Genomic DNA, 26,297 nt, shown 5'->3' with positions numbered 1-26,297 from the left:
TTTGGCTACAGTGCGGGGCGGGAGGGAGATCGCATGGCGGGTCTGGACCCTGACCGGGTCGCGGAGATCATCGTCAAGCGCGGTGACGGGCGGCCGGGTGAGCGCGGATCGGGGTACCTGGTCACCGGTCGTACGGTGCTGACCGCCGCGCATGTGGTGCGTGAGGCCACCGCCGTCCGCCTGCGCCTCCGGGCCGACCAGCCCGGGGCCTGGAGCGCGGACGGCGTTGTCGTGTTCACGGCCCCGGAAATCGACGTAGCAGTGGTGTCCGTGGTGGACGCCCCGGACCTGCCTCCCGTCACTCCGGTCACCTTCGGCCGGATCATGGCCGCCGACGGCGAACTCCCCTGCTCGATGATGGGTTTCCCACGCTTCAAGCTCCGCGAGGACGCACCCGGCTCGGGCACCCGTTTCCGAGACGCCCACCACCAGCAGGGCACCACCTCCCCCTGGTCCAACGCCCGCCAGAAGACCCTGTCCATCCGGGTCGACGCCCCCGCTCCGGACCCCGACCCCGAGGTGTCCCCCTGGGAGGCCATGTCGGGTGCGGCGGTGTGGAGCGAGGGCCATCTCATCGGCGTCGTCATCGAACATCACGCTTCGGAGGGCCTGGGACGGCTCACGGCCTCACGCGTGGACCGCTGGCACGAGGTGTTGAGCCAGGCGGAGTCGGCCCAACTCGCCCTGTTCACCGGCTTTCCCGCGCGGCGGGAGGGGCTACGGGAGGTCCGCGTGCCCGCCGGGCGAGCGGGGCAGCGGGAGGAGGCCATACGGGCCCTGCTGAGCGCCGAGCGCACGGACTCCGACGTCCAGCCCTACCGCTTCCTGGACGCCGACGCTCCTGCTCTGGAACGCGTCTATGTCCACCAGCGGGTGGTGGAACACACCGAAGCGGCCACCCCCGAGCCCATCCCGGCCGAGGAGATCCTGGACCGGCACCGGCATGTGCTGATCGAGGGCGAGGCGGGGGCGGGCAAGTCGACGTTCACGCAGCGGGTGGCGCGGCGCGGTGCGGAGGCGCCCGGGGCGCGGGAACACGCCGTACGCATCCCCGCCGTCGACCTGACCGGCGGCGCCCCGCTGCCCGTCCTGCTGCGCGAGTCGGTGCAGCGGCGGCTGGGAGGCCACTTGGGGACCGAACTCCCCCGCGACCTCTTCGAGTCCGGCGGCACGAATTGGCTCCTGTTGGTCGACGGCCTGGACGAGATCGTGGACACGGCGGCGCGGCGCCGCGTGATCTCCATCGTGGCGGCCAACGCGTCGGGGCCGTACCGCTGGGTGGTCACCACCCGCTTCCTGCCCGCGCACGAGCTGGCCCCCTTGCGGGATGCGGGCCTCGCCTCGTACGCCCTCGCGCCCTTCGACGAGTCCCAGCTCCGCGAGCTGGCTCGCCGCTGGCTGAACGGGAATGCCGAGCGGGCCGAGGCTTTCCTGCGGGAGGTCGAACGCAGCGGCCTGCGGCAGTTGGTCCGTACGCCCCTGGTCGCGGCGATCACCCTGTCGATCTTCCGCCGAGCGCCGGGCGCCGCGCTCCCGACCGGCCGCCCCGGCCTGTACCAGGAATGCGTCGGCTATCTGCTCAGCGGCCGTCCAGGGGAGGAGGAACGGCGGGCCGGGCTGCTGCGGGCCGTGGCTCAGGCGGGCGGCTCACGGCGGCTCGCGGAGTGGCTGTACGGCACGCGTGTCCCGCTGCTCACCGCGCTCGCCCACAACACGCTGACGTCTGACGCGCCGCTGCTGGAGGAGGCGCTGCGGTGGATCGCGCAGCAGGCCGACGAGGCCACGGACTTCCTACACGGCTGGCGCGAGGTGGTCACCGGTCTGCTGAGCGGCACTGGGTTGTTGTTGTACGAGCGGGGCTCGGGCGAGTTGCATTGGGCTCACCGCAGCTTCGCGGAATACCTGGCCGCCCATGACACGGCGAGTCGGCTGCCCGCCGACTGGCCGGGGGCGGAGCCGCTGCGGGACAAGTTGGTGCGGGATGCGTTGCGGGGAGAGCGGCGGGACTTCGGGGTGCTGGCCATCGCATGTTGGGCGAGGCGGGCGGGGGCCGATGCGGAGGGGTTGGTGGGGTGGCTGCTGCGGAGCAGTGACGACTACGACCTCTTTGGCGTGCACCGGAGGGTCAGCATCGCCGTCGTGAGCGGGGACAGCAGTGTTCCGGACGACCACGCAGCGCTGGCCGGGCGGCTGCTGGCGGAGGGGGTGCGAGTGCCCGATGTCCTCACCAGCTCGGTGCTGAACCGGCTGCTGGAGAGGGCCGGTTCCTTCTGGCACGCAGAGGAGTTCTGCGCTCTGATTGCTGCCCAGCCCATGCGCGACGCGGCGTACCAGGCCCTGGTGACCATGGCCGACAACGATCGGCTCAGCATCACCGCGCGCACAGGTGCCGTCGTTGCACTCGGGCGCATCTTCGGTTTCGAGGCCGCACTGGCAAAGGCCGAGCGTCTTCTGGCGTCGCGGCATTTTGAGCACACGACTTATAGGTCGCCGAACTCCGGGAGGAGTTGGAGCGGTGCGGTCAGCGAAGGACGGATCGCCGCGGCGTACCACCTGCTGGCCCTGGGCAGCCGGATCCACTGCTCCGTGCGACGTGTCCTCACCGATGTGTCATTGTGGGCCGCCGACGGACTGGGGCGTTTCCTCCTTGGCAACTGCGCTCTCGCACTGGGGGATACGGTATCGCTGCTGCGCCTGCTGGACCTGTCCCCCGACGGTGATCGGCTGCCCGACAAGGACAACATGCGGTTACTGATCCAGGCGGGTGCGTATGACACAGCGGACTCCATGACCGACGCGCTCTTCACCATGGTCGAGAACTGGCCGCCCGCTGACAGCCACATGTGGAGGGGCGAGCGGGAGTACCGGCTCAGGGACATCGTCCAGGCTCTGTGTGCCACTGCCGAGGCCTACTTGTCCGCCGGACAGGATGAGGCAGCCGCGGCTCTCGCACGGCGGATCCTCGGCGCTCCTCTCCCGTCCGACGAGGTGAACGCCACCCCGTACACCGTGCTGGTGCGAACGGGCGTACCAGAGCCGGCCCTGGCCGCACTGGCTCCCGGACAGGACGGCACCTCACCCCCGCTGTGGGGGCCCTACTGGGCCGAAGTCGCCCGCACGCTGCATGGCGAGGGTTATGTCGACGAGGTACGGAAGGCCACGGAGGCGCGTCTCGCCCGTCCCATCCCATTGGACGAGGCGGTGGAGATCGCCAAGTACCTCGTATGGGCTGGAGACCCGCGGGGCCTGGAGGCGCTGCTGACCATCGCCAACCACCCGGACACTGAGGTCTCAATTGCTCTGCGCGCGGTCCAGGACCTGCTCGGCGGAGAGTTCCACGCGGTGGCGGTCGAAACGCTCATCGCACTGTCCCGGCGGCCGGTATCGGGGAGTGCGGCACTGGACATCGCCCGGCTCCTCGCCGGTGCGGGGGTGGAAGACGAGGCCAGCCGCCTCGCGCTGACCCTGGTGCACGCGTGCATGGGCGATCCCGACACCTGTGAGATGGGGGCGGATCTCGCCACGCCCCTGCGGCTGCTGTCCGCGCTCCGCCCCGAGGAGGGACGGGCCCTGCTGCTCGAAGCGGCCGCCTCCCCCCACCTGTCCGGGCGGGACTTGGTGCATCTGGCCCGGATGCTGGAGCGGTGCGGCGAGCGGGGGGCTCTGGAGGATGTGCTCCGACGGTGGTCAGCTCTGGCCACGTACGCCTTCGAATTCGCGTTGCTCGGCGGCTTCCTGGCATGCTGCGGCAAGCAGGGCGAGGCGGCCGCCGAGTACCGGAAGGTGCTCGCGGTGTCTGCGGGCAACACCGAACTCCGCAGCCTGTACTGGGTCAGGGAGGCCGTGGACGAGCTGCGCTCTCTCGGCTCTCCCCTCACCCCGGAAGACATCTCCGCGCTCCGGACCGTGTACGCCTCACTCGCACCGCTCGACACCGCCTTCTCGCGCCACCAAGACGTCGAGTGGCTGGCTGCCCTGCTCGATCAGCTCACCGAAGGCGTGGACGAGGGGTAGGTCGCCGTACGGTCGACGCGGTGCACCGTTCTCTTCGTGGTCAGGCGGCGGGGAACTCCCCGCCCTTGACGGCGGCGACGAACGACGACCAGGCGGGCGACTCGAAGACGAGCGCCGGGCCGTGCGGCTCCTTGCTGTCACGGACGGGGACTATGCCGCGCGAGGCGACGAGGTTGGCGGCGACCTCGACGCAGTCGCCGCCGTTGCTGCTGTAGGAGGACTTGAACCAGCGGGGGGATTCGGTCGTCACGAGATGCCCTTTCGTACCTGCTCGATCATGGCCACGGATTCCGCCTGCGACAGTGCTTCGGCCTGCAACTGATGGTATGCCGTCAGCATGGGTACGACAGCGGTGGTTTCGCGCTCCAAGTGCCCCCGTGCCTGTGACTCGGTGTACGCCATCACGGATCGGTCGGCCAGAGTGAGGAGGTTGACCGGCAGGTTGAACGATCGCCGCGCTCCTATCGCAAAGGGCGACACTTGCAGTACCCAGTTGGGAAGAGAGGCGACTTCGACCAGTCGCCGTAGCTGACCCTCCATGACTGCGGCGTTGCCCACCTCATGACGAAGACAGCTCTCATCCATCACGACAAGCACCATGGGGGGCCGGGGACGCACCAGCGCGGCCTGCCTCTCCACGAGGAAGGACACGCGCTCCTCAGCTTGTTCGGGCGGGATGGCCCCGCGCCGCACGTCACCATCCGCGACCGTCCGCGCGTACTCAGGGGTCTGCAACAGACCGGGGATCAGCCCGATCTGAAACAGCCGGATCTCGACTGCCCGACCCTCGAACCCGACGTACTCCGGGAAACCCTCCAACAGACCGCCGTGTTTGATCTCGCGGTACTCGCGCTCGAACGACTCTGGCGTGCCCGCGATACCGAACGCCACATCCACGCTGCGCGAGAAACGGAGGGTTGGAGGCTTCCGACCATTCTCGACGGCCGAAATATGCACGCTGGAATATTCCGTACGTTCGGCAAGGCTCTCTTGAGTCCAGCCGCGAGCCTCCCGCAGGCTGCGTAAACGCGCCCCGTAGGCCGCCTCAGCGGAGGCGTCCGGGTTCAACTCGTTCTTGTTCATGGTCCGTTCGCTACCTTCCATTCCTTGCCGACACGTTGAACGGGTCTCCACCGTAGGCCACGCTGAACGCACTTAGTAGCGGAAACACTACGGAGAGGAGCGGCCGATGGCTGGCGAAACCGTGAACCCGCCAGGACAGGCCGACGAACAGCACGAACAGCAGGGGCAGCAGCGCGGCGACGACCAGCCGACCCTGGAGGACCTGCGGCAGCAGTCGGTGGCCCTGGGCGAACAGATCGCTCAGCACCTGGCGCGGGGGTCGCAGTGAGCGGCGCGCACTGGACCACCCTCCTGCCCAGCCTCGCGGTCGGCATGGTGGTCTACGACCGGCACTACGACATGCCCGCGACCATCGCCGACTTCGACGGCCCGATGGTCTGCCTCACCCGACCCACCGGCCTCAAATGGCGATCGCACTGTGCCTCGGTGCGACCGGCCACCGCGTACGAGCGGCGGCAGCTACGCGCCATCGCCACGCTTCACGCCCAGCGCCAACGAGGCATGGCCGGGACCGGTCAAGATCGCCATCTGCGGTGAGTATGAGACAACGACACGCCGACCCCACGGCGTGTCGTCGTCTCATACTCACCGCAAAGTCATGCCGCAGAGCACTTCGCCGGAGTAAGCCCCCATGGCAGATGGCCCCTGGCACGCCGAATGGACGTTCATCAGCACATCCGGCGTCACCACAGGAAAAGCCGACCACACGCGGTATTTCGACATCCGCACCGCCATCTTCACAGCGGCCTCCACATCGCTACGGGACCTGGCCCACGAGGAAACCGCCGAGCGAGACGAGCCCTGGAAACTCCTCGTCGCAGCCCTGTACTCCGAGGCGATGCTGTCGGCTGATGAAGTCGGCGAATGGCAGTACGCGAGTCCGGACGGCTGGGCGAACGTGACAGTTCGCTTCACCCCGTAGCCGCTACGGCTGCGCCCCGGAATAAGGCGCCGCAGGGTAGCCCGGCGGCGTACGGTCGTCGTCCCCGTCCTCATCGTCATCCGCCTGCGCCTCCTCCCCCATCAGGTCGCGCGTGAACAGCGTCGCCCCCGCCACCGCCCCCGGCATCAGGAACACCGCGACCAGCGGCAGCAAGAAGGCCAGCGCCAGCGGGACGCCGAAGCCGAGGGTGAACATGCGGCGCCCCTTCAGCAGCCGACGCCGCTCCTTGAGGAGCACGCCGCGCCGCAGCAGCGCGATCGACGTGAGCTCCTCGGTGAGGAAGAAGCCCGTGACGCAGAAGGCGAGCACCGGGATCACGGTCTGGCCGATCACCGGTACGAAGCCGAGCGCGAAGAGCAGCGCCCCCCAGATCGCGGCGCGCAGCAGCAGGCCGATGGCCTCGCGCAGGCCGATCCACAGCTCGCGCCACAGCGGCAGACCGGACTCGGGCGCGGTGCCGCCCTCGGAGATGTCGACCTGCTCGGAGAGGGATTCGTAGAAGGGCTGGCCGACGAGCAGCGTGACCGCGGTGAAGGTGAGGATGGCGAGGAAGAGGCAGACGCCGACGAAGAGGACGGCGAGCGCGCCCCGGAAGACGTCGAGCCACGGCGAGGGCCAGCCGTCGGCGAAGGGGGTGGACCAGTCGATGATGTCGTCGGTCCAGAAGAACAGGGCGACGAGCGCCGCCGCGTACCCGACGAGGGTGATGAGGGCGGGAATCATCCCGAACCCCCACCACCGTCCGTGCCGGGCGACCCAGCGCTGCCCCTTCACCATGTAGCCGAACCCGGCCGCAAGATCACGCATGGGGCCGTAGCTTACTTGGGCGCGTAAACCACGCCCAGCTTGTCGATCTCGTCGCCCGCACGCCCCGTGAAGCCGGTGATCTGCCAGCCGGCGGGCGCGGCGTAGGTCACCGCGTCGGCGGTCGGCGTTCCGGCGGCGAGCCGCCGGCCCGTGTCCGTGGTGAACGCGGCGGAGAAGAGGCGGGTGCGGCCGTCCTTGGTGCCCTGGGTGAGGGTGACCGAGGTGAGGTGTTCGGCAGGGGCGAGGGTGAGGGAGGTGGCGGTGCCGCCGGGGCCGCCGTGGGTGAGGGTGGTGCCGCCGTCGAGGGACAGGGACACCGCGTCGAGGCGGGAGGCGCCGCGCAGGGTGAGGGTGCGGGGTGCGGCGGGGGTGGCGGGGAGGTCGTCGGCGTCGTTGAAGGCCGTGCCGTGGGGGCCGCCGAACTGGTCGCTGGCGCGCAGGCCCTGCGGGAGCTTCCAGGAGAAGTCGACGGTGTGCGGGTAGTGGTCGGACAGCGGCTCACCGGCGGCGTCGAGGAAGCCGGGGTGGTCGTTGTTGTAGCGGGTGGCGGTGAGGGTGAGCAGCGGGCTGGAGCGGTAGAGGACCTTGTCGACGACCTCGCAGGTGTTGGTGACGTGGTCCGGGTCGCAGACCAGGGCGTCGGATCCGGCGGGCGGGGCGGAGCCGCCGCGGACAAGCTGGACCCAGGCGTCGGTGAGGCCGTTGCGGCCGGTCAGGTCGCGGATGTTGTCCTCGGAGCGGGTGTAGCGGGTGTTGGTGTCGCCCATGACGATGACCGCGTTGCCGGCGGAGTTGGCGGCGATGAAGTCGGAGAGCTGGGTGATGTTGGCGCGGCGGGCGGCGAGGTCGGCGGCCGTGGTGCCCGCGTTGGTGTGCACGTTGTAGACGTCGACGTGGACGCCCTCGGCCACGCGCAGCCGCGCGAGGGAGAAGCCCTTGGGGGTGAGGCAGTCGGTGCCATTGCAGCTGGCCCACTTCACCCGCTCGAAGTCGTCGTACGGCAGGTCGGAAAGGGTGTTGAGGCCGTCGCCGAAGGGCACTCCGCCGCTGGTCGGGGTGCGGTACGGGTGGTCGTCGCCCGCGTACAGCGCGGCGTGGTAGTTGAAGTCCTCCTGGACGTTGACCAGGTCGTACGCGCCCAGGCGCGGGGAGATGAGCGGGGTGTTCTTCTCGGGGTGGCCGGAGGAAAGACCCTCGGGCAGCCCGGCCACGTTGTAGGTGAGCACGTTGAACGAGCCGCTGTCGGGGGCGGCGTTGGGGGTGTCCACCGCCGCGGCCGGTGTGCCGCCGCCCAGCGCTGCCGTGGCCGCGACGAGCGCCGCCGTCAGTACGATTCCCAGCCGTCCGGCATGTCTCATGTGGGGTCCTCTCCCGGGGTTCACGGGGAGTACCGCCCCGCCGGAGTCGGCTCCGGCGGGGCGGTACGGGTGTGGGGGTGGTGCTCAGAGCTTGCCGGCCCCGGCCTGCCCGGTCACCGTCGAGACGACCGACGACGCGGGCTCGGCGGTGTACGAGTACGGCGGGTTGGTGAAGCTGCCGACCTGGGAGATCTCGGTGGCCGCGCCGCCCAGGTCGTTGCCGCGCAGTACCGCGTATCCGTCCACGTCGCTGTCGCGGTTGGTGGTCACCGCCACCTGGGTGTCACGGAACACGTTGTTCTCGACGAGCATCTGCGCGCCCATCCTGGGGTGCACGGCCGTCTCCGCGCCCTGCACATAGTTGTCGTAGAAGTGTCCGGTTCCGAACCGCAGGCTCGGGATCCGCGAGTACACGTTGGTGAACCAGTTGTGGTGGTAGGTCACCTTCAGGTGGCCGGTGTCCTCGCCTGCGTTGTTGTCGCTGTGCCCGACCAGGCTGCCCTTGAAGTGCTCGGCGAACTTGTTCCAGGACACGGTGATGTTGTCGGACCCGTGGTTGATGTCCAACAGGCCGTCGTAATAGTCCTTGTCGTGGTCCCGGTCGGCCGAGAGGGTGTTGTGGTCGACCCACACCCTCGTGGACTCCTGGATCGTGATCGCGTCGGAGGGCTTCCGCGGCTTGCTGATGTTCAGGTTGCGGATGATGACATTGGTCGACTCCTTCAGCCGCAGCCCGCCGCCGGTGAAGCCGGACGACGAACCCACCCCCAGCACGGTGGTGTTGGAGCCGATGTCCACCTGCCCGGTCAGCGAGATGAGGCCGGACACCTTGACGACCTTCGCGCTGTCGCTCGCGACGGCGCTCTTGAAGGCGTCCAGGGTGGAGACGGTGGTGGCGGAGGCGTTTCCGCCGCCCGTGGTGCCCGCGCCGAAGCCGATCGGCGAGTTCTCGGCCGTGATGGCGGCCGAGGCGGCCGAGGCGGAGGTGTCGGTGGCGGCGTCGGTCGGCGCGCCCTGGGCGGAGACGGCCGAGATGGTGCCGAGGGCGAGCGCGGCCACGGCGCCCGCGGCGACAGCGGTCAGGTTGCGCCGACGGAGGATGGTGCGCTGGTCTGTCATGGGGGGAGTCCTCTCGTTTCGAGAAGATCTCCACACGGGAGGGGAGGCAAGCGCTTGCTGATTGGCGGCAAGCACGCTGGTCGCTAGGGCCGGTGGAGATCGCCAAAGGTGCGGCTCTGACGTGTTTCGACTCTGCTGCCAAGCGGGTGGTCAGTCCGCGCCAGCAGAGGGCAGCTACCACGGACGAAGCTAGTAAGCGCTTGTAGTCATGTCAACGCCCTTGCGCAGCCGTCAGCCAACCTTTCACAGAAAGGCAATCGGTTCACTCGCGTCACAAGGAGATGGCCTTAAAGGGACGTTGACGCGCCGAGACTTTGCCGAACCCACAGCACGCACACAGAGAGCCCTCCTACTTTGCGTGCTCATGACAGACTCATCTCACGCCCCCATCGGGCGCCGCAGAGTACTGATCGCCGGCAGCGCCGCCGCCGCGGCCGTCGGCCTGGGCACGGCCGCCGCCACCGCCACCGGCCGCGCCGAAGCCGGAACCGAAGCTGGAACCCTCCAAGCCGCCCCCGCGGCGGCCGCCGTATGCACCCTCACCAAGGAGCTCACCGAAGGCCCCTACTACCTCCAGCACGCGCTCGTCCGCTCCGACGTCTCGGAGGGCAAGCCCGGGATCCCGCTCCAGCTCACCCTCACCGTCGTCGACAACGCCACCTGCGCGCCCCTCGACAAGGCGCTCGTGGAGATCTGGTACTGCGACGCGCTCGGCGAGTACTCCGGCTTCGTCGGCAACAACGGCCACCAGGAGCCGGACAACGGCAAGTTCCTTCGCGGCGGTGTGCTCACCGGCACCGACGGGGTCGCCAAACTCACCGGCATCTATCCCGGCTGGTACCGGGGCCGCTGCATCCACATCCACCTCAAGGTGCACACCGACGTCACGCTCACCTCCGACGGCTCGTTCACCGGCGGCAACGAGCTCCACACCGGCCAGCTCTTCTTCTCCGAGACCGTCACCCAGGCCGTCGCGAAACTCTCCCCGTACTCCACCAACACCGTCCCCCGCACCACCCTCGACGCCGACGGGATCTACGACGGCGGCGGGGCCTCCTCCGGCCTGCTGACCCTGACGGCGCTCGGCTCCTCGCCCTCGGCGGGCTACCAGGGCACGCTCACGGTCGGCGTGGACCCGGACGCCTGACCGGCCCGCCCCCCTCACCCCTTGCGGCCCCCGCCCGGCACGCCACCCACGGCCCGGCGGGGGCCGTTTTTTTGCCTCGGGGGGTTGACGGCCGCCCGAACCCTGCCTACCTTCGCTGAGACATCAGATGTCTGATGTCTGATGCACACGGCAAGGAGGTCGACAGCAATGCCGCTGTCCGACGACATCGCCGAGCGACTGCTGTCCGCGATCATCGACGGCCACTACCCGCCCGGCACCGCGCTCCCCCCGGAGGCCGTGCTGGCCGAGCAGCACGAGGCCAGCAGGCTCACGCTCCGCGAGGCGATCAAGGTTCTGCGGTCGCAGAACATCGTCCGCATCCACCGCGGCCGGGGCACCTACGTCAACACGCCCGACCAGTGGACCGCGCTGGAGCCGATGATCCGCGCCGCTGCCGCCGGGCCCCGGACGGGCGGCGCGGTCTCCGAGAAGCTGATCGAGGCCCGGCGGATGATCGAGGTCGGGGCCGCCCAGCTGGCCGCCGCCCGGCGCTCGGCGGACGACCTGGCGCAGCTCGACGAGTTGCTGGAGGAGATGCGGGCCGCCGCGCGGGCCGGGGACACCGAGCAGTTCGTCGAGGCGGACATCGCCTTCCACGACGTGGTGATGCGGGCCTCGGGCAACGCCTTCGTCCCCCTCCTCTTCGAGCCCTTCGGCAGGCTGCTCGTCGAGGGCCGCCGGCAGACCTCGGCCGTGCCCCAGATCCGTACGAACGCCATCCAGCACCACGAGGCCGTCCTGGAGGCGCTGCGCGCGGCGGATCCGGAGAAGGCCCGGCGCGCGATGGACGACCACATGGCGCAGACGACGGACGATCTGCGTACGCACGTCATGCGGGTCGACCAGCAACAGGACGCCTGAGCCGACCGCTTCACCCCGCCTCGCCGGACGCACCACCTCCCGGGCCCGCCCCCATCACACCCGAGGGGCCGGGCCACGGCCCCGGCCTGCCCGGACACCGCACGAAAGAAGATCCACCGATGTCCCAGACCCTCCACTTCCCCGAGGCGCACGAGCTGCCCCCGCCCCGCGAGGTGACCCCCGCCGAGGTGGCCGCCGCCCTCGCCGCGGACCGCCGCCTGGTCGTGCTCGACGACGACCCGACCGGCACCCAGACCGTCGCCGATGTGCCCGTCCTCACCACCTGGACGGTCGAGGACCTGCGGTGGGCGCTGCGCCAGGACAGCACGGCCTTCTTCGTGCTCACCAACACCCGCAGCCTCGACCCGGACGCGGCCGCCGCCCGCAACCGTGAGGTCGTCCGCGCCCTGGCCCAGGCGTCGGCCGCCGAGGGCATCGGCTACGTACTGGCCAGCCGCGGCGACTCCACGCTGCGCGGACACTTCCCGCTGGAGACGGACGTCCTGGCCGACGAGGTGCCCGTGGACGGCGTCGTGCTCGTCCCCGCGTACATCGAGGCCGGCCGGCTCACGGCCGACTCGGTGCACTGGATGCGCACGGCGGAGGGGATGCTGCCGGTCGGGCGGAGCGAGTTCGCGCGCGACGCCACGTTCGGCTACGCCAACTCCCGCCTCCCGGAGTGGATCGAGGAGAAGACCGGCGGCCGGGTGGCCGCGGCCGACGTGCTGCGCATCACGCTGGAGGACCTGCGGGTGCGCGGCCCCGAGCACGTGGCCGGGCTGCTGGGCTCGCTGCGCGAGGGCCGGACGGCCGTTGCCGACGCCCTGGCCGACGACGACCTGCGCGTCCTCGCCCTCGCCTCGGCCAAGGCGGAGGCCGGCGGCGCCCGGCTGCTGTACCGCTGCGGTCCCTCCTTCGTACGGGCCCGCGCCGGCCAGGCCGCCCGCGCCCCGCTGACGGCGGCGGAGCTCCGGGCGGGACGGGACGCGGCCGCCCCGGCGGGCCACGGCCTGATCGCCGTCGGCTCGCATGTGGGGCTGACCACCCGCCAGTTGGACCGGCTGCGCGAGCGCGGCGGGATCGCCGAGTTCGAGCTCGATGTGCCCGCCCTGCTCGACGAAGAGCGCCGCGCCGCGCACATCGCCGAGGTGGCGAAGGCCTGCGCCGGGGCGCTGGAGGGTGGCGAGGTCGTGGTGCGCACCACCCGCTCGGTCGTCACCGGCGCCGACGCGGACGACTCGCTCGCCATCGCCCGGAGCGTGTCCGCCGCGCTGGTCGAGACCGTACGGGCGGTCACCGCCGAGCGGCGGCCCGCGTTCGTCGTCGCCAAGGGCGGCATCACCTCCAGCGACATCGCGACCGAGGGCCTGGAGATCCGCCGGGCCTGGGCCCGCGGCACCCTGCTCCCCGGCATCGTCTCGCTCTGGGAGCCCGAGTCCGGCCCCAGCGTGGGCATCCCGTACATCGTCTTCGCCGGCAACGTCGGTGACGACAACGCCCTCGCCGACGCCATCGACCTGCTCCGGAGCCGATGATGCTGCTGCATGGAACCGACGCCCTGACCGCCGCCGCCCGCGAGGGCCGGGCGATACCCGGCTTCGTCGCCTACAACCTCGAGACCGTGCAGGGCATCGTCGCGGCGGCCGAGACCGCCGGCCGGCCGGTGCTGCTCCAAGCCGGGTCGAGCGCCTTCAAGCACGCGGGCCGCGAGGCCCTGATGGCCCTCGCCCTCGCCGCCGCCCGGCGCTCGGACGCCGAGCTCGGTGTGCACCTGGACCACAGCCGGGACCTGGAGGAGATCACCGCCTGCGTCGAGGCGGGCTACACCTCGGTCATGGTCGACGGCTCGCACCTCCCCTTCGCGGAGAACGTGGCGCTCACCCGCAAGGCCGTCGAGCGCGCCCACGCCGCGGGCGTCTGGGTCGAGGCCGAACTGGGCGCGCTGGCGGGCGACGAGGACGTCTCGACCGACGCGCGCGCGGCCGGCGGCTCCATGACCGACCCGGAGCAGGCCGCGGAGTTCGTGGCCGCGACGGGTGTGGACGCGCTGGCGGTCGCGGTCGGAAACGTCCACGGCTTCACGGCCGAGCCGGTACGGCTGGACCTGGACCGCCTGGAGCGCATCCGTGACGTCGTCCCGGTGCCCCTGGTGCTGCACGGCGCGAGCGGGCTGCCCGAGGAGCAGCTACTCGGGGCGGTGCGGCGCGGCGTGGCCAAGGTGAACGTCAACGCGGAGCTGCGGCGCGCGTACTTGGACGCAATGGCTGCGGCCCTGCCCGGCGCGCTGCCCGGCTCGGATGTCGTGTCGACATGGGCCGCGGGGCGGGAGGCGGTCGCCGCCACCGCGCTCCGGATCACGCGGAAGCTGTCGCCGGCCACTTCGGCGGCGTAGCCCCGCTCCCCCTCCGCAACGTAGCTCGGGCCGGGCGCGACCCGCGCCGGCCCGGGCCAACCCCTCACAGACGCTGGGCGTGGGCGTCCCCCAGCGGCGACAGCCCCGCTGTGCCCTCTCATGCCTTTTTCTCGTCCCCTCCCCCTCCTCCCTCCCAAGGAACCCGCATGTCCACATCCGCTTACCCGTCAACATCCACACCCCGGACCGCGGTCATCGGCCTGGGCGCCATGGGGCTGCCCATGGCCCAGCGGCTGGCCGGGGCGTTCCCGGTGGCCGTGTTCGACATCGCGGCCGAGCGCCGCGCGCTCGCCGTCGAGCACGGGGCCACCGAGGCCGCCACCCCGGCCGAGGCGGCCCGCGACGCCGATGTCGTCGTGCTGGCCGTACGCGACCAGGCCCAGGTCGACGGCGCGCTGTTCGGCGACTCGGGCGCCGCCGCGACGCTGAAGGCCGGGGCCGTGGTCGTACTGACCAGCACCGTCGGCCCGGAGGCGGCCCGCGCGACCGCCGCCGCCCTCGCCGAGCGCGGCGCGGACGTACGGCTCGTCGACGCCCCGGTCAGCGGCGGTCCGACCCGCGCCGGGAACGGCGATCTGCTGATCGTCGTCGGCGCGGAGCCGGCCGCCCTGGAGGCGGCCCGCCCGGTGCTCGACCGGCTCGCCTCCACCCTGACGGTCATCGGCGACAAGCCCGGCGACGGCCAGGCCCTCAAGGCCATCAACCAGCTGCTGGCGGGCGTGCACATCGCCGCCGCGGCCGAGGCGGTGGCCCTCGCGCGCGGCCTCGGCCTCGACCCGCAGACGGTCATCGACAGCCTGAGCCAGGGCGCGGCGGGCTCGTTCATGTTCGCCGACCGCGGTCCGCGCATGGCGCAGGTGTACGGGGACGACGCGGACTCCGTCGAGGTCCGCTCCCGCCTCGACATCTTCGTCAAGGACATGGGCATCGTGACCGGCATCGCGAAGCACGCGCATGTGCCGGTGCCGCTGGCCTCGGCGGCCGAGCAGCTGTATCTGCTGGGCGAGCGGGCCGGGCTCGCGGCCCGCGACGACTCCTCCATCGTGACCGTCCTGTCCCCGAGAGGAGAAGGCCGATGAGCCACGGCGCGCTTCTGGCGGTGGCGGCGGGGGGCGTGGCCCTCCTGCTGCTGATGATCATCAAGGCGAAGATCCAGCCCTTCGTCGCCCTGGTCGTGGTGTCCATCGGCGTGGCGCTCACGGCGGGTGTCCCGGCCGCGGAGCTGGTGGCCACCATCGAAGAGGGCATGGGCTCGACGCTCGGCCACATCGCCACGATCATCGCCCTCGGCGCGATGATCGGCCGCATCATCGAACTGTCCGGCGGCGCCGCGTCCTTGGCGCACTCGCTCATGGAACGCTTCGGGGAGAAGCGCACCCCGCTCGCGCTCACCGCGGCCGGATTTCTGCTCGGCATCCCGGTGTTCTTCGAGGTCGGCCTGATCATCCTGATGCCGATCGCGTACGGCGTGGCCCGCGCGTCGCGCAAGCCGCTGCTGGTGTACGCCCTGCCGATGGGCGCGGCGATGCTCACCGTGCACGCCTTCCTGCCGCCGCACCCCGGCGCGGTGGCGGCGGCCACGACGATCGGCGCCGACCAGGGCTGGGTGCTGCTCTTCGGCATCCCGGTGACGGCGGTCGTGATCCTGCTGGGCTATCTGCTCGCCAAGCGGATGACGCGCCGCGAGTACCCGATGACGGCCGATGTGTACGCGAAGGTGTTCGGCGCCGGGGACGGGTCCGAGAACGAGGCCGGGGCCGAGGCCGGGCCCGCGCCCAAGGCCGTGGTCGAGGGCGCGGAGAACCCGCCGTCCTTCGGCATGGTGGTGAGCCTCATCGTCACCCCGATCGTCCTGATCCTGCTCGGCACCATCGGCACCAACTTCCTCTCCGAGGGCTCCACCCTCCGCGCCGTCCTCACCGTCCTGGGCGCCCCGATGGTCGCGCTGCTCGTCGCGGCGGCGCTCGCCGCGTACTTCCTGGGCGCCCGGCGCGGCTGGTCGAGCGCCCGTATCTCCGAGGTCATGGGCTCGGCGCTGCCGGGCGTGGCCATGGTGATCCTGGTGGCGGGCGCGGGCGGTGTCTTCGGCAAGGTGCTGGTGAAGACCGGCATCGGCGACGCCGTGGCCGACGTCCTGGACCGTACGGGCCTGCCGCTGCTGGCCCTGGCCTTCGCGATGACGATGCTGCTGCGCGCGGTGCAGGGCTCCACCACGGTGGCCCTGGTCACCACGGCCGGCCTGATCACCCCGCTGCTCCAGCGCACCGACCTGTCCCCGCAGCAGCTGGCCCTGGTCTGCCTGGCGATGGGCGCGGGCGGCCTGTCGGTCTCGCACATCAACGACGCCGGCTACTGGATGTTCACCCGCCTGGTCGGCCTGGAGGTCGGCGACGGCCTGCGCACCTGGACCGTCCTGACGACCGCGATGGGCGTGGCGGGCTTCCTGCTGACGAGCCTGCTCTGGCTGGTCGTTTAGCGGGTATCGCCACGAGACGGCGGCGAGCCGGACCGCGTGTGCCTGGCCCCGGTGGGGTCAGGCACACGCGTTTCCCGTCATCGCCTGCGTACCGATCACCGCGAGCAGGCTCAGCTTGTCCGCCGCATCCGTGCCCGGCGCGGCGGTGTGGATGACGACGTGGAGGTCGCTGCCGGGGGCGTTGAGGACATCGCAGTCGAGGACGAGCGGGCCGACGTCGGGGTGGTGGACGGTCTTGGTGTCCATGGTGTGACTGCCCACCGCGTGGGCGTCCCAGAGCCGGGCGAAGCGGTCGCTGGCGCGGCGCAGGTCGGCGACGAGGGTGCGCAAGGGCCGGTCGGCGGGGTAGTGGGCGGTGGCGGAGCGCAGGTCGGCGACGGTGGCGGTTTCGAAGCGGGCCTGTTGTTCGGGGGTGTGGGTCACGCGGTCGGGGCGTCCGGTGAAGTGGCGCCACAGGACGTTGCGCTCGCGCTCCGAGCGCCCGGAGGGGTCGCCGTGCAGCGCGGCGTACAGCTGGTTCCAGGCGATCAGGGTCCACGCCGCGTCGTACACCCCGACCGGGGTGGCCCGCATCTGGTCGAGCATGCGCTGGACGCCGGGGGTGAGGTAGGACGAGATGCGGTCGGTGGTGGGCGCGGGCCGGCCCGCGAGCAGGAACAGGTGGCGGCGTTCCGGTTCCGAGAGTCGCAGGGCGCGGGCGAGGGCGGTGAGGATCTGAGGGGACGGGGAGGTCGCGCGGCCCTGTTCGAGGCGGATGACGTAGTCGACGGACATCCCCGCGAGCTGGGCCAGTTCCTGGCGCCGCAGCCCCGGCGCGCGGCGCACGCGCCCGGCCGGCAGGCCGACCGTCGCCGGGTCGAGCCGGTCGCGCCAGCGGCGCAGCGCGCCCGCGAGGTCGCCGGCCGCGTCGTCTCCGCTCCCTGTTCCGCTCATCGGTTCAGTATCCGGCCGGGGGCGGCGGGCGTCGCGGGCCCAGCCTGGTACCGCTTTTACCAGGAAGAACCTTGTACTTCCTGTCCCTTCCCGCCAGGCCGAGGCTTATGGGCATGCGAACCAAACGCCGTGTTGAGATCGCCCTGGACCTCGTCTGTGTCCGTTGCTACCTCGGCTTCACCCGCCTCACCCGGGCCGCCGGCGGCGAGGCCGAACTGACCATCCGCCCGTTCCAGGCCGAGCCCGACGCGCCGTCCGCCGGTGAGCCGCTGTTCGAGGTCTGGCGGCGGACCCGTGGTGAGGCGTTCGTCCAGCAGGTGGCCTCCGACACCGCCTTCGGTGTGGCGGACGGCTTGGACCTGCGCTTCGAACGCGCCCTGTTCACCAACACCTTCGAGGCCCACCGGCTGGTCGCCCACGCCTCCGCCCAGGGGCTCGGCGAGCGGATGGCGGAGCGGCTGTTCCGGGCGTACTTCACCGACGGGCTGCTGATCTCCGACCGCACCACCCTGGCCCGGCTGGCCGCCGAGGCCGGGGTGGTGGCGGCCCCCGGCCCCGACGACACCGACGGAACAGCCGAGTTGCGCGCCGAACTCGACCGCGTACGCGCGCTCGGCGTCCATGTCGACGTGGTGCCGTACGTCGCCTTCGGGGACGGGGCCGTCCTCGAAGGCGCGCAGCCGGAGGAGGCCTACCGCGCGGCGCTGACCGCGCCGCTCACCCCAGCCGGATGACGTTCCAGGACATCGGCTCCAGCGTGGCCCGCAGCACCCCGTCCGCCAGGACCGTGCCGGTCGCGGGGTGCGGGGTGACGCGCTCCGGCTCGGCCAGGGTGTTACGGGCCTCGGGGTCGGCGTCCGCGAGGACGCTGTGCTCGACGACACGGGCCACGCCGAGCCCGCGCAGGTCCACCTCCAGCGGCAGCGGCCGCGTCTGGTCGCGGTTGACGACGAAGACGGTGACCTCGCCGCTCTCCTCGTCCGCGACGGCGGTGGCGTGCAACAGCGGCACCTCGCCGTACTTGGCCGTCTCGTACGTCGGGCTGTCGACGTTGACCTGGAGGACCCGCCCGCGCCCGTGGCGGGAGGCCTGGGCGAACGGGAAGAAGGTGGTCTGCTTCCAGGCCGGGCCGCCCGGCTCGGTCATGATCGGCGCGATGACGTTGACGAGTTGGGCGAGGCAGGCGACGGTGACCCGGTCGGCGTGGCGCAGCAGCGCGATGAGCAGCGAGCCGAAGACGACGGCGTCGGTGACGGAGTAGTTGTCCTCCAGGAGCCGGGGGGCCTCGTCCCAGTTGGGCGGCTCGGCGCCGTGGAAGCGGGTCAGGTACCAGACGTTCCACTCGTCGAAGGAGAGGTTGATCTTCTTCTTGGACTTCAGCCGGGCGCCTACGTGGTCGCAGGTGGCGACCACGTTCTCGATGAAGGACTCCATGTCGACGGCCGAGGCGAGGAAGGAGTCGCGGTCGCCGTCGAGCTCTTCGTAGTAGGCGTGCAGGGAGATGTAGTCGACGAGGTCGTAGGCCTCCCGCAGGACCGTCGCCTCCCACTCCGCGAACGTCGGCATGGACTGCGAGGAGCTGCCGCAGGCCACCAGCTGCACATCCGGGTCGATCTGCCGCATCGCTCGGGCGGTCTCGGCGGCCAGCCGCCCGTACTCCTCGGCCGCCTTGTGGCCGGTCTGCCAGGGCCCGTCCATCTCGTTGCCCAGGCACCACAGCCGGATGTCGTACGGGTCCTTGTCGCCGTGCGCGGCGCGGCGGTCGGACAGGGCGGTGCCGGAGGGGTGGTTGGCGTATTCCTGGAGCTCCAGCGCCTCCGCCACGCCGCGCGTGCCGAGGTTGAGCGCCATCATCGGCTCGCTGTCGACCTTGCGGAGGAAGTCGATGTACTCGCCGAGACCGAAGCGGTTGGTCTCGGTCGACCGCCAGGCCAGGTCCAGGCGGCGCGGCCGCTCGTCGACCGGGCCGACGCCGTCCTCCCACTTGTAGCCGGAGACGAAGTTGCCGCCCGGGTAGCGGATGACGGTCACTCCCAGCTCGCGGATCAGCTCCAGGACGTCGGTGCGCAGCCCGGCGTCGTCGGCGGTGGGGTGGCCGGGTTCGTAGATGCCGGTGTAGACGCAGCGGCCGAGGTGTTCCACGAACGACCCGAACATTCGCGGGTCGACGTCGCCCACGGCGAAGGCGGGGTCGAGGGTGAAGCGGGCCGGTCGGGCGGGAGCGGGGGTGTCGGCGGCGGTGCGGTTGCTGGGGGTCGTCGGCTGCATTGCGGCGTCTCTCTCCTGCGCTGGCGCGCTGTCGCTTGGTCGCTTGTCCGAGATCTCGGATACCGATCGCAACTTCGAACGAGACGGTAAGATCTCGCTCCCGCGCGCGTCAACGCCTCGCGCAGCGCGACGCTGCTCGGCGCGCGGGAGAAGCCGACGCACCCCCGGTGTTGAGTTTGCGGTGACTTTCGGACGACGACACGCCGAAGTCACGGCGTGTCGCTGTCCCATTCCCACCACAAGGTCGGCTCAGTGCCTCAGCCGGGCCCCGAGTCGGGGCAGCAGGCGGAGCGCGTTGTCGCCTTCGCGTCGGCCGAGGCGCCGGGCGCCGAGGCGATCCCCGCCCCGGCGGCCACCGCCCCCGCCCCCGCCGCGAGCACGGCGCGGCGGCGGGTCAGGGACGACGGCGTGGACGTGGCGGCGGAGCGGGAAGTCCGAAGCGTGGCCATGGGGCCCTTACATCACTCCGTGATTCACTTGCCTCGATGGGAAGGCATGCGTCACGGCAACGCACGAACGGGGAACTGGGCAAGCCGGTTCGGCGTAGAGCCGGACTGAAATCCTCCGCGAGCATCGGCCCGTACGAAAGGGACTCACCCGTGACCACCGAACGCCCCCGCATACCCACCACCGCGGACGAGCGCGAGACGCTGCGCGGCTTCCTCGACTTCCACCGGGCGACCCTCGCCGGCAAGTGCGACGGCCTGTCCGACGAGGAGCTGCGGCGTCAGTCCATGCCGCCCTCGACGCTCTCGCTGCTCGGGCTGGTGCGGCACATGGCCGAGGTGGAGCGCAACTGGTTCCGCCGGGTGATCGACGGCGAGGACATCCCGCTCGTGTGGTCGGACTCGTTCGACTTCCAGGCCGCCTACGACGCGCGGGAGGCCACGCGGGCGGAGGCCTTCGCGGCGTGGCAGGCGGAGGTGGAGCACTCGCGGCGGATCGAGGCCGCCGCGGAGTCGCTCGATGTGACCGTCCACGCCGCGCGGTGGGGCACGGACGTGTCGCTGCGCGCGGTGATGATGCACGTCATCCTGGAGTACGGGCGGCACAACGGCCACGCCGACTTCCTGCGCGAGGGCGTCGACGGGACCGTTGGCGTCTGACGCCGGCGCTCACCGGCTCACCAGCCGCACCTCCATCTGGCGCTCCTGATCGCCGGCGACCCGGCCCCGCTCCTCGATGGCGAAGGCGCGGGCCAGGACCTCGCGCATCTGCTCCACCTGGCACGGGCAGCCCTGGAGGTCTGCCGTGATGGGGGCGGTCAGGGTGGTGGGCTCGGGCTCCGGGTGGCTCGGGGTCACCTCGAAGGTCGAGGTCCACACCACCGGGTGGCCCTCGAGCATGTGCTCCGGCAAGCCTGCGTACGCCTCGTCGGAGCGGTAGCACCGGTGCAGTACGTCAAAGACCGCGCCGGCGTCGTCCCGCGAGATTCCGGTGAGGGTCACCAGAACATGCTCGGCGTGCCATTCCACGTTGGCCATGGCGGGCACCTTCTTCACTGATGCGCTGAGCTGATCGATTGTCCCTACATTCATGTTCGCAGCTTTTGCGCGGTTTCACCCGGATGGCTCGTCCGGAGTCGGATGCGCGCCGTCGTCGCGGCCGTCCGGTGCTCCGTATCGGCCCGCACCGCCGCCCCGGTCCGGGCCGCCCCAGTCCGGGCCACCCCAGTCCGGGCCGCCCACATCCAGGCCGCCCACATCAAGCGGGTCCGGACCGTCGTGTACCTGCTGGTCCGGCAGATCCCTCGGTACGGCGTGGGCATGGTTCCCGGGCGCTTCCAGTCGTCGGTCAGTCACTGCCGGTTCCCTTCGTCAGCGGACGGACCCTCCAGGTACCCCGAGCGCCCGGGGCTACGCCGTCAGGCGGGCAGGGAGGCGAGCCAGTCGGTCAGGTGGCGGTTGACCTCCTCGGGGCGTTCCTGCTGGATCCAGTGGCCGCAGCCGTCGAGGATGTGCGAGGAGCGCAGGCCGGGGAGGGTGGCGGGGTAGGCGTCGATCGCGGCGGTCAGCCAGGTGGTGGAGGCGTCCAGGGCGCCGCCGAGGAACAGCGACGGCTGGGTGATGGGGGCGCCGTCGAAGTCGGCGAGGTCCTCCCAGTCCCGGTCCATGTTGCGGTAGCGCCCCAGGGCGCCGCCGAGCCCGGTCCGCTCGAATTCTCCGGCGTAGAAGTCGAGGTCGTCCTCGCCGAGCCAGGCGGGCAGCCGGTCAGCGGGGAACCGGTCGCGCAGCGTCCCGCCGCGGCTGACGAAGTGCGGGTCGGGGGCGCCGGACGCGGGCATGGTGTCGCCGGACAGGGCGGCGTAGAAGCCGCCGAGCCAGCCGCGGACGTCCGGCTCGATCTCGGCCTCGGCCCGGCCGGGCTCCTGGAAGTAGGAGACGTAGAACTCCTCCTCCCCGCCCATCCCCGCGAAGATCTCGCTGGGCCGCGGTCCGCCGCGCGGGGCGTAGGGGACGCTCAGCAGGCCGACCGCGCGGAAGACGTCGGGCCTGACCAGGGCGGAGTTCGCGGCGATGGTCGCCCCCCAGTCGTGGCCGACGATCACCGCGGTGTCCTCGCCGAGCGCGTGCACCACGGCGGCGCCGTCCTCGACCAGGTCGAGCATCCGGTACGCGGCCACGCTCTCCGGCTTCGAGGACCGCCCGTAGCCGCGCACGTCGACGGCGACCGCGCGGTACCCGGCGGCGGCCAGCGCCGGCAGCTGACGGCGCCAGGAGTACCAGGACTCCGGGAAGCCGTGCACCAGCAGCACCAGCGGCCCGGTGCCCTGCTCCACCAGGTGGATCCTGCCTGCGGGGGTCGGGACCATGCGATGGGTGACGTCCATGGCCTGGGCGGGCTGCGACATGACTTCTCCGTCCGGGACTGCGATGTGCCGGCCGCCCGATCTGCCAGGTGCCGGGCGCGGCGGCTCGTTGCGGCGATCCTGTGCCGGATGCCGCCCCGCCGCGAGCCCTGTTGCCGGTTCGGCAAACGACCCGCGCCTTCCGCGCGGTCCACGGGCTCGCGCCCAGCGGCTACCGTGACGGGACGCTGGGCGCGAGCCCGGCCCATGGGGGACCGGCTCAGACGAGCACGTTCTTGTAGAAGAGGTTGCTGCGGCGGTCGCCCGCCTCGCCGGAGGCGAAGCCGAGGAACAGCCGGACCTCCCCCGCGGCCGTCCGGTACACCCCCATCCCCTCGGGCTCCCGGTAGGTGAGCGTCGAGCCCGCCCCGGTGAAGGCCCGCTGGGTGAGCGCGCCGGTGTTGACGTTGACGCTGGAGGTGTAGGCGTTGCCGGGGGACGGGTTGTCGGCGCCGTAGGCGGTGCCGGTCAGCTGGTAGACGTAGCTTCCGTAGAGCGTGTAGCCCTGGAAGACGGCCGAGTCGCTGGGCTGGGCGAAGTCCGCGAGGCGGTTGGTGTAGTTGCCGGCCGCGACCTCGTTCACGTTGAAGATCGCGTACCGCCTGCTGCCCGCGGTGTTCAGATAGCGGATCGCCATCCGGTTGTTCACCGGGTCGATCGCGCAGGTGGTCTCCGTCGCGTCGGAGACGGGCGAGTGCTTGGTCAGGGCGGAGGAGGTGTTGGAGAGGGTCGTCCCGCTGCTCCAGCGGAAGCGGGCCAGCCGTTTGCCGCGGGCGCCGCTGTTGACGTCCACTTCGGTCCACAGATAGGTGCTGGTGCCCACGGGCTGCGCGGCGATGGACACGGCGTGCCCGAATCCGAGCAGATACATAGAGCCGAGCTCATTGCCGGAGAAGTCCAGCTGGGTGATGCACAGGTCGCCGCTGCTGTCCGCGGAGCCGTCCTTGAGCTGGGCCACGAACAGGCGCCGGTTGACGTTGTCGAAGCAGAACGACTGCTGGACTCTCGCATCGTGCAGGCGTGCGTGGCGGAACAGGTCGTACGAGGGCTCGGTCAGGTCGAAGCGCGAGGACGTCGGTACGGCGGTCGGGGCGGCCTCGCTCGCGGTGGCCACCTTGGCCCCCAGGCCGAGCGCGGCGCCCGCCGCGGCACCGCCGCCGAGTTTCAGTAACCGGCGTCTGTTCCAGGTGCGGTCTTGCGTCACGGATCTTCGCTCTCTGTCGGTGATGTGCCGTAGCGCCCCCGTCCCTCGGTGGCGGGGGACGGGGGCGCTACGCGCGTAGGATCTTGGTGATCCGTCTCCAGATTTGCCCTGGGTACACCTCCTCGAACCGTCAGGTTCATGTCAGGCCATGATCAGTACGCGGTCGGCCAGCCTCCGCTCCAGTTCAGGAGGTTGACGCCGAGCTTGGGCGTGCCGTTGTCCTGACCGTCGTAGTAGTGGTAGACGAGCAGATCGCCGTCGACATCGCTCATGACGGACTGCCCGCCGGGGCCGATGTAGCGGCCGTGGGACTCCAGGACCACCGAGCCGCCGTTGTTCATCAGGTTGACCCCGTTCTTGTCGAGGTACGGCCCGGTGGGGCTGGTGGCGCGGCCGACCTTGATCTTGTACGTGGAGCTGGTGCCCGCGCAGCAGGTGTCGTACGAGGCGAACAGGTAGTAGTAGCCGTTGCGCTTGACGACCGTGGGGCCCTCGACCGCCTTGGTGCCGGTGGGCCGGGAGGCGATGCTGTAGACGGTCTTGTCGCCCGCGTACTGCTTGCCCGAGGACGGGTCGATACGTAGCATCTTCAGCCCCGACCACCAGGATCCGAAGGACAGCCACCACTTGCCGTCACCGTCGACGAAGAGGTTGGGGTCGATGGCGTTGTAGTTGCTGCTGCCGGTGGTGGAGTGCACGATGCCGTAGTCGGTCCAGGTGCCCGCCTTGCCGCTGGACGAGGTGGCGAACCCGATCGCGGAGTTGCTGGACCCGAAGGACGAGACGGCGTAGTACATCAGGTACTTGCCGCCCTGGTACGAGATGTCGGGCGCCCAGGGGTCATTGCTCGAGGAGTAGTTCTTCCACCACGACGGCGGGGTGTTGAAGGCGTTCCCCGAGCGGCTGAAGGCGATCCGGTCGGTGGAGGTACGGGCCTCGAGGCCGCCGTGGGTGGAGTACAGCAGGTAGGTGCCGTCGCTCGCGCGGATCATGGTGGGGTCGTGCACGACGATGTCACCCGTCACCAGGCCCGGGTTGGGGTAGGCGGAGGCGCTGGTCGGCAGCAGGGCGAGGGTCGCGGCGGCCGCCAGGACGGCGATGCGCCGGCCGCCTGCGCGCGCATACGCGAACATGGCATGGATCATTCGGCTCTCCTTCGGAATGTTTTCGGTGCCCCTCCGAAACACATGGCCGTACATGGCGCGATCGGTGGCCTCAACACCTCCCTCGTCCCAGGGGATTGACTAGCCCCTCAGCTGCCTCTACTTTCCCCCGGACGTTTCGGTGACCTTCCGGAAGTTTTTCGGAGGCAGGGGAAGGGACGCTCTCGTGACCAAGCTGATGCGCGCCGCCGTGACGGGCGCGCTGGCCGTCGCCCTCCTGGGCACGGCGGCGACCGTACCGGAGGCCCATGCCGGTGACGCCCCCGCGGCGGGGGCCTCGGGCCGGGTGGACTTCGGCCAACGCCTCCAGCCCATCGACGGCTTCGGCTTCTCGCAGGCCTTCCAGCGCGCCGACATCATGCACGGCGCGCGCGGGTTGACCCCCGAACACCAGCGGGAGGTGCTCGACCTGCTGCTGGACCGGAAGTCCGGGGCCGGTCTGAGCATTCTGCGGCTGGGCATCGGCTCGTCCTCGGACGAGGTGTACGACCACATGAAGTCGATCCAGCCGACCGACCCGGGCGGCCCCGAGGCCACGCCGCGCTATGAGTGGGACGGCGACGACGGCGGCCAGGTGTGGCTGGCGAAGGAGGCGAAGGCGTACGGCGTCAAGCGCTTCTACGCCGACGCCTGGAGCGCGCCCGGCTATATGAAGACCAACGGCACGGATGCCAACGGCGGGACGCTCAAGCCCGAGTGGCGGCAGGCCTACGCCGACTACCTCGTCCAGTACGCGAAGTTCTACCGCCAGGAGGGCGTCCGGATCACCGACCTCGGCTTCACCAACGAGCCGGACCTCGCCACGTCGTACGCCTCCATGCAGTTCACGCCCGAGCAGGCGGTGGAGACCGTCAAGGCGCTCGGGCCGACCGTGCGGCGCGCCGGGATCGACCTGGTGTGCTGCGACGCCGCCGGATGGGACCAGCAGGCGGAGTTGACCGCGGCGATCGAGGCGGATCCGCGGGCCGCGGCGTTGGTCGGGGTGCACACCGGCCACCCGTACGTCACCCCCTCCGACCAGCCGCTGCCGACCGAACGCCGCACCTGGATGTCCGAGTGGAGCCCGAACGGCGCCACCTGGAACGAGGCGTGGGACGACGGCTCCGGCTACGACGGGCTGGCCGTCGCGGAGGCCATCCACACCACGCTCGCGGACGCCCGCGCCAGCGCGTACGTGTACTGGTTCGGCGCGTCGATCGGGGCGACGCGTGGGCTGATCCAGCTGGACGGGGCGGACTACCACGTCTCCAAGCGGCTGTGGGCCCTGGCCGCGTACAGCAGGTTCATCCGGCCGGGGGCGGTGCGGGTGGCCGCGTCGTCCGGGGCGGAGGGCGTCAAGGTCACGGCGTTCCGGAACCGGGACGGGGCGCGGGTGCTGGAGATCCTCAACACGGGGACGGACGCGGTGCGGGCGGATTACGCGCTGACGGGCGGCGGTGCGGGCGGCTCCGCGCGCGGCTCGGTGTACCGCACGGACGAGACGCACTCGCTGAGCCGGGTCGGGTCGGCGGCCGTCCGCGACGGCAGGCTGGGCGTCGAGCTTCCGGCGCGGTCCCTGACCACGGTGGTGCTGGGGAGCTGAGCGTCGCCGGTGGGCTTGGTTCACCCGGCCGGGTGAACCAAGCCCACCCCGTGGGGG

At 71.1% G+C, this 26,297-nt stretch carries 26 protein-coding genes; 13 read left to right on the top strand and 13 right to left on the bottom strand.

Translation table 11 applies throughout. The annotated features are described in order from the left end of the window. The first annotated feature begins 33 nt into the window (after window positions 1–33). A complete protein-coding gene (locus ACH4S9_RS04345) occupies window positions 34–4,014 on the top strand; it encodes a trypsin-like peptidase domain-containing protein (RefSeq protein ID WP_385345799.1) in 3,981 nt (1,326 codons plus the stop codon). Window positions 4,015–4,054: 40 nt separating this feature from the next. Here the strand turns inward: ACH4S9_RS04345 and ACH4S9_RS04340 are convergent, their stop codons facing one another. Beyond that, complete coding sequence (locus tag ACH4S9_RS04340; RefSeq protein WP_385345797.1) at window positions 4,055–4,264, bottom strand: DUF397 domain-containing protein; 210 nt, start codon at window positions 4,262–4,264, stop codon at window positions 4,055–4,057. Continuing rightward, entirely contained in the window at window positions 4,261–5,097 is an 837-nt protein-coding gene (locus tag ACH4S9_RS04335) for a Scr1 family TA system antitoxin-like transcriptional regulator (protein ID WP_385345795.1), read from the bottom strand. The genes ACH4S9_RS04340 and ACH4S9_RS04335 overlap by 4 nt, the downstream gene beginning before the upstream one ends. A gap of 106 nt (window positions 5,098–5,203) precedes the next feature. Between ACH4S9_RS04335 and ACH4S9_RS04330 the strand changes: the two genes are divergently transcribed. The 3 genes from ACH4S9_RS04330 to ACH4S9_RS04320 all read left to right on the top strand — a co-directional run bounded on the left by ACH4S9_RS04330 (window position 5,204) and on the right by ACH4S9_RS04320 (window position 6,019). Continuing rightward, window positions 5,204–5,365, top strand: coding sequence for a hypothetical protein (locus ACH4S9_RS04330; protein ID WP_385345793.1), 162 nt, complete (start codon window positions 5,204–5,206; stop codon window positions 5,363–5,365). Next, window positions 5,362–5,634, top strand: coding sequence for a hypothetical protein (locus tag ACH4S9_RS04325; protein WP_398369725.1), 273 nt, complete (start codon window positions 5,362–5,364; stop codon window positions 5,632–5,634). Before ACH4S9_RS04330 ends, ACH4S9_RS04325 begins: the two co-directional genes overlap by 4 nt. Window positions 5,635–5,728: 94 nt before the next feature. Further along, window positions 5,729–6,019 (top strand): hypothetical protein, encoded by a 291-nt coding sequence (locus ACH4S9_RS04320; protein ID WP_398369723.1) that lies wholly within the window; start codon window positions 5,729–5,731, stop codon window positions 6,017–6,019. Between the two features lie 3 nt (window positions 6,020–6,022). Here the strand turns inward: ACH4S9_RS04320 and ACH4S9_RS04315 are convergent, their stop codons facing one another. The 3 genes from ACH4S9_RS04315 to ACH4S9_RS04305 form a co-directional block, all read right to left on the bottom strand. Next, window positions 6,023–6,847, bottom strand: a complete 825-nt coding sequence (locus ACH4S9_RS04315) for an EI24 domain-containing protein (protein WP_361192724.1) — start codon at window positions 6,845–6,847, stop codon at window positions 6,023–6,025. 11 nt (window positions 6,848–6,858) lie between these two features. Then, window positions 6,859–8,205, bottom strand: a complete 1,347-nt coding sequence (locus tag ACH4S9_RS04310) for a jacalin-like lectin (protein WP_398369721.1) — start codon at window positions 8,203–8,205, stop codon at window positions 6,859–6,861. 84 nt (window positions 8,206–8,289) lie between these two features. Continuing rightward, complete coding sequence (locus ACH4S9_RS04305; RefSeq protein ID WP_361192729.1) at window positions 8,290–9,324, bottom strand: pectate lyase; 1,035 nt, start codon at window positions 9,322–9,324, stop codon at window positions 8,290–8,292. A gap of 364 nt (window positions 9,325–9,688) precedes the next feature. Between ACH4S9_RS04305 and ACH4S9_RS04300 the strand changes: the two genes are divergently transcribed. The 6 genes from ACH4S9_RS04300 (at window position 9,689) to ACH4S9_RS04275 (ending at window position 16,242) form a co-directional block, all read left to right on the top strand. After that, window positions 9,689–10,471: an intradiol ring-cleavage dioxygenase gene (locus tag ACH4S9_RS04300; protein ID WP_398369718.1), complete on the top strand. Its 783-nt coding sequence runs from the start codon at window positions 9,689–9,691 to the stop codon at window positions 10,469–10,471. Between the two features lie 168 nt (window positions 10,472–10,639). Beyond that, window positions 10,640–11,353, top strand: coding sequence for a FadR/GntR family transcriptional regulator (locus ACH4S9_RS04295; RefSeq protein WP_361192735.1), 714 nt, complete (start codon window positions 10,640–10,642; stop codon window positions 11,351–11,353). 119 nt (window positions 11,354–11,472) lie between these two features. Further along, the gene (locus ACH4S9_RS04290; protein WP_398369716.1) at window positions 11,473–12,888 is read left to right on the top strand and encodes a four-carbon acid sugar kinase family protein; all 1,416 of its coding nucleotides are present in this window, start codon (window positions 11,473–11,475) and stop codon (window positions 12,886–12,888) included. Then, on the top strand, window positions 12,888–13,745 hold the full coding sequence (locus ACH4S9_RS04285; RefSeq protein WP_398369714.1) for a ketose-bisphosphate aldolase: 858 nt from the start codon (window positions 12,888–12,890) through the stop codon (window positions 13,743–13,745). Before ACH4S9_RS04290 ends, ACH4S9_RS04285 begins: the two co-directional genes overlap by 1 nt. Before the next feature lie 167 nt (window positions 13,746–13,912). Beyond that, window positions 13,913–14,845, top strand: a complete 933-nt coding sequence (locus tag ACH4S9_RS04280; RefSeq protein ID WP_311722715.1) for an NAD(P)-dependent oxidoreductase — start codon at window positions 13,913–13,915, stop codon at window positions 14,843–14,845. Next, entirely contained in the window at window positions 14,842–16,242 is a 1,401-nt protein-coding gene (locus ACH4S9_RS04275) for a GntP family transporter (protein WP_398369711.1), read from the top strand. Before ACH4S9_RS04280 ends, ACH4S9_RS04275 begins: the two co-directional genes overlap by 4 nt. Window positions 16,243–16,299: 57 nt before the next feature. Here the strand turns inward: ACH4S9_RS04275 and ACH4S9_RS04270 are convergent, their stop codons facing one another. After that, complete coding sequence (locus ACH4S9_RS04270; RefSeq protein ID WP_398369709.1) at window positions 16,300–17,175, bottom strand: helix-turn-helix transcriptional regulator; 876 nt, start codon at window positions 17,173–17,175, stop codon at window positions 16,300–16,302. A gap of 113 nt (window positions 17,176–17,288) precedes the next feature. Between ACH4S9_RS04270 and ACH4S9_RS04265 the strand changes: the two genes are divergently transcribed. Beyond that, window positions 17,289–17,909: a DsbA family protein gene (locus tag ACH4S9_RS04265; protein WP_398369707.1), complete on the top strand. Its 621-nt coding sequence runs from the start codon at window positions 17,289–17,291 to the stop codon at window positions 17,907–17,909. Here the strand turns inward: ACH4S9_RS04265 and ACH4S9_RS04260 are convergent. Then, complete coding sequence (locus tag ACH4S9_RS04260) at window positions 17,893–19,443, bottom strand: alpha-N-arabinofuranosidase (protein WP_398369705.1); 1,551 nt, start codon at window positions 19,441–19,443, stop codon at window positions 17,893–17,895. The two genes, ACH4S9_RS04265 and ACH4S9_RS04260, sit on opposite strands and share 17 nt — an antisense overlap. 257 nt (window positions 19,444–19,700) lie before the next feature. After that, on the bottom strand, window positions 19,701–19,892 hold the full coding sequence (locus ACH4S9_RS04255; RefSeq protein WP_361192755.1) for a hypothetical protein: 192 nt from the start codon (window positions 19,890–19,892) through the stop codon (window positions 19,701–19,703). A 150-nt stretch (window positions 19,893–20,042) separates the two neighbouring features. Here ACH4S9_RS04255 and ACH4S9_RS04250 point away from each other — a divergent pair, with 150 nt between their 5' ends. Then, window positions 20,043–20,549 (top strand): DinB family protein, encoded by a 507-nt coding sequence (locus ACH4S9_RS04250; RefSeq protein ID WP_311722709.1) that lies wholly within the window; start codon window positions 20,043–20,045, stop codon window positions 20,547–20,549. A gap of 9 nt (window positions 20,550–20,558) precedes the next feature. Here the strand turns inward: ACH4S9_RS04250 and ACH4S9_RS04245 are convergent, their stop codons facing one another. The 5 genes from ACH4S9_RS04245 to ACH4S9_RS04225 all read right to left on the bottom strand — a co-directional run bounded on the left by ACH4S9_RS04245 (window position 20,559) and on the right by ACH4S9_RS04225 (window position 24,640). Next, on the bottom strand, window positions 20,559–20,927 hold the full coding sequence (locus ACH4S9_RS04245) for a hypothetical protein (protein ID WP_385345769.1): 369 nt from the start codon (window positions 20,925–20,927) through the stop codon (window positions 20,559–20,561). A gap of 75 nt (window positions 20,928–21,002) precedes the next feature. After that, a complete protein-coding gene (locus ACH4S9_RS04240; protein ID WP_398369702.1) occupies window positions 21,003–21,245 on the bottom strand; it encodes a hypothetical protein in 243 nt (80 codons plus the stop codon). 62 nt (window positions 21,246–21,307) lie between these two features. Further along, a complete protein-coding gene (locus ACH4S9_RS04235) occupies window positions 21,308–22,294 on the bottom strand; it encodes an alpha/beta fold hydrolase (protein ID WP_398369700.1) in 987 nt (328 codons plus the stop codon). A gap of 217 nt (window positions 22,295–22,511) precedes the next feature. Beyond that, entirely contained in the window at window positions 22,512–23,495 is a 984-nt protein-coding gene (locus tag ACH4S9_RS04230) for a teichoic acid biosynthesis protein C (RefSeq protein WP_398369698.1), read from the bottom strand. A 152-nt stretch (window positions 23,496–23,647) separates the two neighbouring features. Further along, the gene (locus ACH4S9_RS04225; RefSeq protein ID WP_311722705.1) at window positions 23,648–24,640 is read right to left on the bottom strand and encodes an arabinan endo-1,5-alpha-L-arabinosidase; all 993 of its coding nucleotides are present in this window, start codon (window positions 24,638–24,640) and stop codon (window positions 23,648–23,650) included. Window positions 24,641–24,824: 184 nt separating this feature from the next. Between ACH4S9_RS04225 and ACH4S9_RS04220 the strand changes: the two genes are divergently transcribed. Next, complete coding sequence (locus ACH4S9_RS04220; RefSeq protein ID WP_398369695.1) at window positions 24,825–26,240, top strand: glycoside hydrolase; 1,416 nt, start codon at window positions 24,825–24,827, stop codon at window positions 26,238–26,240. The last annotated feature ends 57 nt before the right edge of the window (window positions 26,241–26,297 follow it).

The sequence above is a fragment of the Streptomyces sp. NPDC021225 genome (assembly GCF_044332865.1).
Lineage (GTDB): Bacteria > Actinomycetota > Actinomycetes > Streptomycetales > Streptomycetaceae > Streptomyces.
Note: the sequence above shows the minus strand (reverse complement) of the source record. Positions and strands in the feature narration are given on the sequence as shown.

Bases quoted from the DNA above. Each gene is read 5' to 3' on its own strand.
- ACH4S9_RS04345 (WP_385345799.1), top strand. From the start codon at position 34: ATGGCGGGTCTGGACCCTGACCGGGTCGCGGAGATCATCGTCAAGCGC.
- ACH4S9_RS04335 (WP_385345795.1), bottom strand. From the start codon at position 5,097: ATGAACAAGAACGAGTTGAACCCGGACGCCTCCGCTGAGGCGGCCTAC.
- ACH4S9_RS04330 (WP_385345793.1), top strand. From the start codon at position 5,204: ATGGCTGGCGAAACCGTGAACCCGCCAGGACAGGCCGACGAACAGCAC.
- ACH4S9_RS04320 (WP_398369723.1), top strand. From the start codon at position 5,729: ATGGCAGATGGCCCCTGGCACGCCGAATGGACGTTCATCAGCACATCC.
- ACH4S9_RS04315 (WP_361192724.1), bottom strand. From the start codon at position 6,847: ATGCGTGATCTTGCGGCCGGGTTCGGCTACATGGTGAAGGGGCAGCGC.
- ACH4S9_RS04310 (WP_398369721.1), bottom strand. From the start codon at position 8,205: ATGAGACATGCCGGACGGCTGGGAATCGTACTGACGGCGGCGCTCGTC.
- ACH4S9_RS04305 (WP_361192729.1), bottom strand. From the start codon at position 9,324: ATGACAGACCAGCGCACCATCCTCCGTCGGCGCAACCTGACCGCTGTC.
- ACH4S9_RS04300 (WP_398369718.1), top strand. From the start codon at position 9,689: ATGACAGACTCATCTCACGCCCCCATCGGGCGCCGCAGAGTACTGATC.
- ACH4S9_RS04295 (WP_361192735.1), top strand. From the start codon at position 10,640: ATGCCGCTGTCCGACGACATCGCCGAGCGACTGCTGTCCGCGATCATC.
- ACH4S9_RS04290 (WP_398369716.1), top strand. From the start codon at position 11,473: ATGTCCCAGACCCTCCACTTCCCCGAGGCGCACGAGCTGCCCCCGCCC.
- ACH4S9_RS04285 (WP_398369714.1), top strand. From the start codon at position 12,888: ATGCTGCTGCATGGAACCGACGCCCTGACCGCCGCCGCCCGCGAGGGC.
- ACH4S9_RS04280 (WP_311722715.1), top strand. From the start codon at position 13,913: ATGTCCACATCCGCTTACCCGTCAACATCCACACCCCGGACCGCGGTC.
- ACH4S9_RS04275 (WP_398369711.1), top strand. From the start codon at position 14,842: ATGAGCCACGGCGCGCTTCTGGCGGTGGCGGCGGGGGGCGTGGCCCTC.
- ACH4S9_RS04270 (WP_398369709.1), bottom strand. From the start codon at position 17,175: ATGAGCGGAACAGGGAGCGGAGACGACGCGGCCGGCGACCTCGCGGGC.
- ACH4S9_RS04265 (WP_398369707.1), top strand. From the start codon at position 17,289: ATGCGAACCAAACGCCGTGTTGAGATCGCCCTGGACCTCGTCTGTGTC.
- ACH4S9_RS04260 (WP_398369705.1), bottom strand. From the start codon at position 19,443: ATGCAGCCGACGACCCCCAGCAACCGCACCGCCGCCGACACCCCCGCT.
- ACH4S9_RS04255 (WP_361192755.1), bottom strand. From the start codon at position 19,892: ATGGCCACGCTTCGGACTTCCCGCTCCGCCGCCACGTCCACGCCGTCG.
- ACH4S9_RS04245 (WP_385345769.1), bottom strand. From the start codon at position 20,927: ATGGCCAACGTGGAATGGCACGCCGAGCATGTTCTGGTGACCCTCACC.
- ACH4S9_RS04235 (WP_398369700.1), bottom strand. From the start codon at position 22,294: ATGTCGCAGCCCGCCCAGGCCATGGACGTCACCCATCGCATGGTCCCG.
- ACH4S9_RS04225 (WP_311722705.1), bottom strand. From the start codon at position 24,640: ATGATCCATGCCATGTTCGCGTATGCGCGCGCAGGCGGCCGGCGCATC.